This is a genomic window from Dietzia timorensis (assembly GCF_020742175.1).
In the GTDB taxonomy this organism is placed as follows: Bacteria; Actinomycetota; Actinomycetes; order Mycobacteriales; family Mycobacteriaceae; genus Dietzia; species Dietzia timorensis_A.
On the sequence record NZ_DYXM01000250.1, the window covers coordinates 1 to 7639 of the forward strand.

Annotated in this window: 6 protein-coding genes; 5 read left to right on the forward strand and 1 reads right to left on the reverse strand. The window is 69.6% G+C overall.

The genetic code is table 11. From position 1 onward, the window contains the following. The 3 genes from K8V11_RS13090 to K8V11_RS13100 form a co-directional block, all read left to right on the forward strand. Positions 1-918, forward strand: a 918-nt coding sequence (locus K8V11_RS13090; protein ID WP_303915126.1) for a YafY family protein, incomplete at its 5' end; no start/stop codon positions are given. Between the two features lie 216 nt (positions 919-1134). Further along, the gene (locus K8V11_RS13095) at positions 1135-2118 is read left to right on the forward strand and encodes a hypothetical protein (protein ID WP_303915127.1); all 984 of its coding nucleotides are present in this window, start codon (positions 1135-1137) and stop codon (positions 2116-2118) included. After that, positions 2115-3779 (forward strand): DNA polymerase Y family protein, encoded by a 1665-nt coding sequence (locus K8V11_RS13100; protein ID WP_303915129.1) that lies wholly within the window; start codon positions 2115-2117, stop codon positions 3777-3779. Before K8V11_RS13095 ends, K8V11_RS13100 begins: the two co-directional genes overlap by 4 nt. A 5-nt stretch (positions 3780-3784) precedes the next feature. On the opposite strand, the gene K8V11_RS13105 is transcribed toward K8V11_RS13100, so the two are convergent. Further along, on the reverse strand, positions 3785-4462 hold the full coding sequence (locus K8V11_RS13105; protein WP_303915131.1) for a hypothetical protein: 678 nt from the start codon (positions 4460-4462) through the stop codon (positions 3785-3787). 149 nt (positions 4463-4611) lie between these two features. Between K8V11_RS13105 and K8V11_RS13110 the strand changes: the two genes are divergently transcribed. Together K8V11_RS13110 and dnaE are read left to right on the forward strand one after the other, a co-directional pair. After that, positions 4612-5595 carry a sucrase ferredoxin gene (locus K8V11_RS13110; protein ID WP_303915135.1) on the forward strand — a complete coding sequence of 328 codons (984 nt, stop codon included), beginning with the start codon at positions 4612-4614 and terminating at the stop codon, positions 5593-5595. A gap of 39 nt (positions 5596-5634) precedes the next feature. Beyond that, positions 5635-7639, forward strand: a 2005-nt coding sequence (gene dnaE / locus K8V11_RS13115; RefSeq protein ID WP_303915137.1) for a DNA polymerase III subunit alpha, incomplete at its 3' end; no start/stop codon positions are given.

The window sequence follows — 7639 nt, forward strand, 5'->3', positions numbered from 1 at the left end:
TCCGAGCGACTCGAGGTCTCCACCCGCACGGTGCTGCGCGACGTCGAGGCGCTGTCGGCGGCAGGCGTGCCCGTGTTCACCCAGCAGGGCCGTAACGGCGGCGTCATCCTCCTGCGTTCTGCCCGTCTCAATCTCTCCCACCTCGACCCCGCCGAACTCGACGCCCTCGGTGTTGCGGGGCTGGACGAAACCCAGCGCGCCCGGCTCGGCCTCGCCGCCGCATTCGGTCGCGCCACCTCGAAGGTCGACGCCCGCCGCGCCACCGGGCCCGCGCCGGACCGCTCGCTGTCCTCGGTTGTCCTCGTCGACAACACCCCGTGGTTCACGTCCGACTCCGAGGCAAAAGTAGAGGCCGAATCCGTCGATGTCGCGGCGCTGGCGGTCGACCTTCTTGCCGGTCGTCGCCTCGCAATCACCTACCGCAGCAGCGGACGGCCTCGAGCTCGCCGCCGCACCGTCGACCCCTACGGGCTCGTCGCGAAGGCGGGGCAGTGGTACCTCGTCGCCGACAGCGGCGAGGAACCGCACCTTTTCAACCTGCGCAGAATGTCGCGCTACTCGGTCGGCGATGCCCCGGTGCGTCGCCGCGCGGGAGCGAGCCTGGCCTCCGAATGGGACGCGCTGCGCAAGCGGACGGAGGCTTCGGGTGACGTGGTTGTCACCGCGCGGGTGCGTACGTCCCGCATCGACATGGCGGGGCGCATCCTCGGCGGCCGCCTCGATTTTGTCGGCGCCCCCGACTCCGCCGGGCCCGGCTGGTCCCTCGTCACCGTGCGTTATCGCGAGTATGACGCCGTACGCCATCTCCTCCAGTTCGGCGAGAACATCGAGGTCCTGGAACCGGCGCCCGCCCGCGAGGTCGTGGCGGCCGTCGCCCGCGATCTCGCCACGCGCCACGGCGCCTTGCCGCCCGCGTGATATTCGATACGTAAACCGTTCGAACCCATTCGAATGGGGGTTGACCACAAAAGCGGTAACGGCGTTACCAGCGCCTTTAATACGCTTTGAGCTGCACTATTGAAAAATGTCCGAGCCGTGGTGTTCACTACTTCCTGTAGCGAAAAGATTTTCGATACTTTCGACAATGTTCGTCTATGTTCGTCTATGTCACGCTATGGGGAGGTGGAGCCTCAAATGGTCAGCACGGCCACTGCGGACCGCATGTCCGTGGAGTCCGGCAGCGCGGAAGGTGCTCCCGAAAGGGGCGGTTCCGGCGCTGGGGACCCGCGTGCGCTCACCGTTGCGGAGCTGCGCAAGAAGGTGGCAGCGGTCTCCGGCGGCTCCGGGTCCGCGGTGCCGCGGATGCCGTCCCGTGGCGCCTCCGTCGCGACCGTGTCCCAGTTCCCGGCGGACGCAGGGGCGAGCGTAGATGCAGACACAGGTGCCGGCTCTGCCGCGGTGACGCAAGACCTCACCGCTCCCACGGAGGGTGCGGGAACGTTCGATCGCGGTGCCGTACCGGCCGACGCGGTCCCGCTTCCTGGGGACCTGCGTTCGGTCGTGCCGTCCGGCGCCGTCGCCCCGGGGCAGGTCGTCGCGCTGGCCGGCGGTCACTCGCTGGTCGTGGCGCTCGTCGCCGCGGCGACGGCGGCGGGGAAGCGTTGCGCGATCATCGGCTATCCCGCGCTCGGCCTCGCTGCTGTGGCCGCGGAGGGTGGGGACCTGTCCCAGGTGGCTCTCGTCCCCTCCGCCGGGGCCGATCCCGGGGTGGTGGCCTCCGTGCTGCTCGATGGGATGGACATGGTGGTCCTGGACCCCGCCTGCGGGCGTATCCCGCCCGCGCGGGCACGGGTTCTCGCCGGTCGCGCCCGCTCGGCCGGCACGGTCCTGGTCGCCGGGGTCAGGGACTGGCCGGGGGCGGACCTGCACCTGGAGTCGGCCACTTCACGTTGTGCTGGGCTCGACCGCGGTTACGGGCGCATCTTCTCTGCCTGCTCCCCGGTTCTCGCGCGGGGAAAGGCGCTCGGAGGTGCCGGCGCGCGCGGAGAGTTCACGTTGTACGGGTGCCCCTCGCGCAGCGTGGCGGGCTCGCCCACAACGGCGACGCCCGTTCGCGGAACCTCGCTGCGCGGCGGGATGGGCGTCGCCTCGCCCGCCGCCGAGAGGAGGGTGGGATGAGTGCCGTGGGCCGGCACCACGAGAACATCCGAGTGGTCGCGGTGTGGTGTCCGGACTGGCCTGCCATCGCAACGGCGCGCGCCGAGTCCATCGGGGTGGAGCAGCCGCTGGCGGTGCTGCACAACGGCGCCGTCATGGCGTGCAACGCCCCGGCCCGGGCTGCGGGGATCAGGCGGGGAGTACGGCGCAGGGACGCGCAGTTTCGTTGCCCCGAGCTCATCGTCCGCGATGCCGACCCCGGCCGGGACACCGCAGAATTCGAACCGGTCGCCCGGGCACTGGACGGCGTCGTCGCGGGCACGGAACTCCTGCGCCCCGGTCTCGTCGTCCTGTCCGCGCCGGGGGCGCTGCGCTACTACGGTGGCGTCGACGAACTCGTCGAGGTGCTGGTCGCCGCAGTGGCGGAGGTTGACGTGGAGTGCCTGGTCGGTATCGCCGACGAGATGCCCACGGCGATCCTGGCCGCGCGCGAGGGGGCCTGCCTGGAGCCGGGCGCGGACGCGGACTACCTGGCCCCGTTACCGCTCGGCCTGCTCGCCGCCGAACAGGCGCTCCTCGCCGGGCCTGAGCTCGACGAGCTCCTCGACCTACTGCGGCGGCTCGGCGTACGCACCCTGGGCGCATTCGCCGAGATCGCTCCGCGCGATGTCGCCACCCGCTTCGGCTCCTTCGGTACCGCCGCCCATCGGATCTGTCGCGGCGAGCGCTGGCGGCTGCCCTCGGTCTCGTCCCCGCCACCGGGGTTGGAGGTCGCCGAAACGTGCGACCCCGCGCTCGAACGCATCGACCAGGCCGCGTTCGTCGGGCGCCGCCTCGCCGTGCGGATGCACGACCAGCTCGCCGCGGCGGGAGTCGCGTGCATCCGTCTCGCCGTGGTCGCCCGACTCGAGGACGGGCGGGAGGTTCGCCGGGTATGGCGCTGCGCGGAGCCACTCTCGGCAGAGGCGACGGCGGACCGCGTGCGTTGGCAGCTCGATGGATGGATCACCGGTGCCGGAAGCGGGACAACACGCGATGACGACGGCGTGGAGCAGCGCTCCGGGGGCGCGATCGTCTCCCTCGTGCTCGAACCGCTGGAGGTCGTCGCCGCGGGAAAACTGCAGGAAGGGCTGTGGGGTTCGGCCGGTCTCGCCGGCGCGAGAGCACGCCGCGCGCTCCAGCGCGTGCAGGGGTTACTGGGCACGGAATCGGTTCGGGTGGCCGCCGCGGCAGGCGGCCGCGAACCGGCCCGCCAGGTGGACACGGTCGCATACGGGGAGGACTTCGCCCCCGGCCGGGTCGACATCACCTGGCCCGGCCAGATCACGGGTCCGGCGCCCTCGGTGGTGTCGCCGCCGAAGTCCTACCGGCTTCTCGTCACGGAAAGCGGCGGACGGCGACTCGTTCCGTTGGGCGAGGGGGTCGAACTTCTCGACCGGCAGGACCACGCGATCGTCGCGGGAGAGCGGGGGCTTCTCACCGGGGAACCCGTGCGCGTCCGCCTGGGAACGTTGGGGCTCGGGGTCTCGGGCTGGTCGGCTCCCTGGCCGGACGACGGCGATTGGTGGCACGGCGGGGCGCTACGCGTGCGAATGCAGATAGCCCCGGTCGGCGCGGCAGCGCTGTTGCTGTCCGCAGCCACCGGGGCTTCGAGGTGGAGCGTGGAAGGAGTCTACGAGTGAGGAACCTAGCGATCTATGTCCACGACCAGCCGGGGCGGGTTCTCCAGGGTGAACGCCGTGTAGCTGCGCTGGGAATCCAGGCCGATCACCGACTGGCCCTGACCTTCGAACTGGCCGGCGAAGTACACGCCCTCGACGCCGGAATTGCCCTGCGGGGTGACCAGTCCCGGTTTCACCTCATCGACGCCCTCGACCATCGTGGGGATGACCTGGCCGGTGAGCATCACCTGCAGGTACTTCGAGCCCGGCATCTCGATGGCGTGGCCGCTGCCCTGCTGGGCGGGCGCAGAGACGTACGAGATGGAGTAGCCGGGAGCGCCCTCGCCGGTGAACTCGTAGACCACGCGGTCCTTGCCGTCGTGCTCGCCCATGCGGATCTCGGTGAGAACCAGTGCGGAATTCGGGGCGGCGTCGGCGCGGGAGTCTGCGGAGGAGGGCTGTCCCGAACTCGAGTTCTGGCTGGTCTGGGCCGCGCCCGAGTCGCTGCTCTCGTCCTCCTTGAGGCCCTGCGCGAGTCCCTTCTGATCAGTAGGGGCGGACGTGGTGACCGACGTCGAGCTTCCCGAGGTGCCGCTCACGTTCAGCATCTCCTCGGAAGGCTCGTCGGTGCCACACGCCGACAGCGCGAGCGCAACACACGCGGTGCCCGCCAACAGCGACACGTACTGACTCTTAAGTTTCATAGTTCAACCATAATCACTCGGTATAACAAAAAGCTCACAAGCGTATTTCAGTACCATCGATTAATTGCATTCACATTCGCAACTCAGGCGTTTACACCCTATCGAAGGGGAAACGTGCGTCTGCACCGGGCTCAGGACACGATAAGGACGTGCATTCACAGCCCGGAGAACACCCCATCCCGCCCCGCCCGTTCGGAGCGCGCTGCTCGGAACAGTCGGCCGACGAACCGCTGGCGGGCACAGCCTCTCATCAGCGTCGATGGGTGCTTCTCGAGCATCCGGGGGCGTGGAGCAGGGACATTCTCGACGGCAACGTCTTCAGTGCCGAACTCACCGCCGCGCTGCAGGAGCACCTCGATCGGGCAGGCGCTCGCCTGCTGCTCATCAGGCGCCCCGGCCGGGCGGGGCAACACGATGGCGCCCGGCGCGTGTATCTCGTCGACACAGCTCCGGGGCATCGCGACATGCTCGCCCTCGAGGTATCAGAGCCTGCGGACCTGCTCGCCATCGACCTGCATGACGGCACCGCGCTCGACGGCGAACCAGACGCCACGCTCCGCCGCGTCGACGGTCCACTGGCGCTCATCTGCACGCACGGCAAACGCGATCAATGCTGTGCCGTCCGGGGACGCCCCGTCGCCGCCGCCCTCGATAAGCAGCTCGGGGCCGAGCTCGCGGACACCGACCCGGCCGCGGGAGTGTGGGAGTGTTCGCACACCGGTGGGCACCGTTTCGCGCCGGTGCTCATCACGATGCCCGGCGGGCTCACCTACGGCTCCGACGACGTCGACAGTTATGCCGCGGCCATCAGGGCGGCAGAAGAAGGCCGGGTCTCGCTCACCGGTCTGCGCGGCCAAAGCGCGTTCTCGCCGGTCGAGCAGGTCGCCGATATCGCCGTGCGCAGCGCGACCGGCGACGTCGATCTGGACGCCCTGTTCGTCGTCGGGAGCATCGACCCCGACGACCCCGAGCGCGCCCGCGCCGATGTGCGACATTCCGACGGCAGGCGCTGGCAGGTCGAAATGCAGCGGCGGGCGCTGCCCGAACGGCCCGCGAGCTGCGGGGCCGCGCCGAAGAAGGCCGGAACGTGGGACGTGCTCTTCGTTGAGGGACCCATCCCGCACGCCGGCTGACCGGCCCCGGCAGCAGGCCGAACCCCGGGGGCCGCGGTAATGGGATGGTTCCACGGGCCGGCCGAATGGTCCGAGGTAGAGCGCATCCTATCTGGGCGAAGCGCGCCGAAACGGCCAGAGCACACCGAATCGGGGAAACGGGTCAAGCGGACCGGAACGTTTCTGCCGCCGGTTCACGACGTGCCCGGCGAAAGCCTGCCAACCAGTACCTACGCCGAGCTTCATGCGCATAGCGCGTACAGTTTCCTCGACGGAGCCTCCTCCCCGGAGGCCATGGTGGCCGCGGCCGTCGACCTCGGCCTCAGCCACATCGCGATCACCGACCACAACGGTTTCTACGGAGTCGTGCGCTTCGCCGAGGCGGCCGCAGAACACGGCATCGCGACCGTCTTCGGCTCCGAGCTCACCCTCCCCGACGACGAACACCTCCTCGTCCTCGCCCGCGGAAACGAAGGCTACCGGCGCCTGTCGGCGAGCATCGCGGACGCGCACATGCGGGGAGGGGAGAAGGGGATTCTCTCCTACGACATCGACGCGCTTGCCAAAGCGTCCGAAGGGCAATGGCAGATCCTTACCGGCTGCCGAAAAGGCGCGGTCCGCCGCGCGCTCGCCGACGGCGGCCCCGAGGCGGCACGCACCGAATTGCGCAGGCTCGCCGCGCTCTTCGGGCACGACAACATCGCGGTCGAACTGACCCTGCACGGCGAACCCGAGGACACCGAACGCTGCGACGCTCTCGCCCAGCTCGCAGAAGAAGAAGGCATGCCAATCGTCGCGACGACCGCAGCGCACTGCGCCACCCCGGCGGACGCCCGTCTCTCCTCGGCGATGGCCGCGCTCGCCGCCCGCGATTCGCTGGACGATCACGCGGCCCGGCTGCCTCCTGCCGGCGGCCATTACCTGCGTTCTGCGCAGGAGATGGAGCAGCTGTTCCGAAGGTGGCCGGACGCCGTCGTCAACACCCGGAAGATCGCGCAGGAAGCCGCATTCGACCTGCGTCTCGTAGCCCCGAACCTTCCCCCTTTCGATGTGCCCGAAGGTCACGACGAGGCGAGCTGGCTCTGCGAGCTCGCGCGCAGGGGCGGAAAACGAAGATTCCTCGGCAAGAAGCACGAACGCGAAGGGTTCGCGCAGATCGAAAAGGAACTGGAGGTGATCTGCCAGCTCGGGTTCCCCGGTTACTTCCTGGTCGTCCACGACATCGTCGAGTTCTGCCGCGCCGAGGCGATCCTGTGCCAGGGGCGTGGGTCCGCGGCGAATTCGGCGGTGTGCTTCGCGCTCGGGATCACGGCGATCGACCCCGTCGGCGCCGGCCTCTTGTTCGAGCGCTTCCTCTCTCCCGAGCGCGACGGGCCGCCCGATATCGACATCGACATCGAATCCGGGCGGCGCGAGGAAGTCATCCAGCACGTCTACAACAAATACGGGCGCCGGCATGCAGCGCAGGTCGCAAACGTCATCACCTACCGCGGACGTTCGGCGGTCCGCGATGCGGCGAAGGCGCTCGGCTACTCGCCGGGCCAGCAGGACGCCTGGTCCAAGGGCGTGGACAGGTGGTCCGGGCTCGGCGCCGAGAGTAGAGAGAAATCCGAGGGCACCGTGCCCGAGGACGTGCTGCACCTGGCGCGGCAGTTCGTCGGGCTGCCCAGGCACCTCGGCATCCACTCCGGCGGCATGGTGATGTGCGACCGGCCCGTCGCCGAGGTCGTGCCCACCGAATGGGCGCGCATGGAAAACCGCAGCGTGCTGCAGTGGGACAAGGACGACTGCGCCGCCGTCGGCCTGGTCAAGTTCGATCTCCTCGGACTCGGCATGCTCACCGCGATCCACGAGGCGATGGATCTCGCCCTCGCGCACAAGGACCTCGACGTCGACCTCGCCGACCTCGACCTCGCCGACCCGGAGGTCTACGAGATGCTGTGCCGCGCCGACACCGTCGGGGTGTTCCAGGTCGAATCGCGCGCACAGATGTCGACGCTGCCGCGCCTGCGACCACGCACGTTCTACGACCTCGTCGTCGAGGTGGCCCTCATCCGCCCGGGCC

What these genes read in the sequence shown, in the direction of transcription:
- K8V11_RS13100 (WP_303915129.1), top strand. Translation starts at nt 2,115, where the DNA reads ATGAGTGCCGTGGGCCGGCACCACGAGAACATCCGAGTGGTCGCGGTG.
- K8V11_RS13105 (WP_303915131.1), bottom strand. Translation starts at nt 4,462, where the DNA reads ATGAAACTTAAGAGTCAGTACGTGTCGCTGTTGGCGGGCACCGCGTGT.
- K8V11_RS13095 (WP_303915127.1), top strand. Translation starts at nt 1,135, where the DNA reads ATGGTCAGCACGGCCACTGCGGACCGCATGTCCGTGGAGTCCGGCAGC.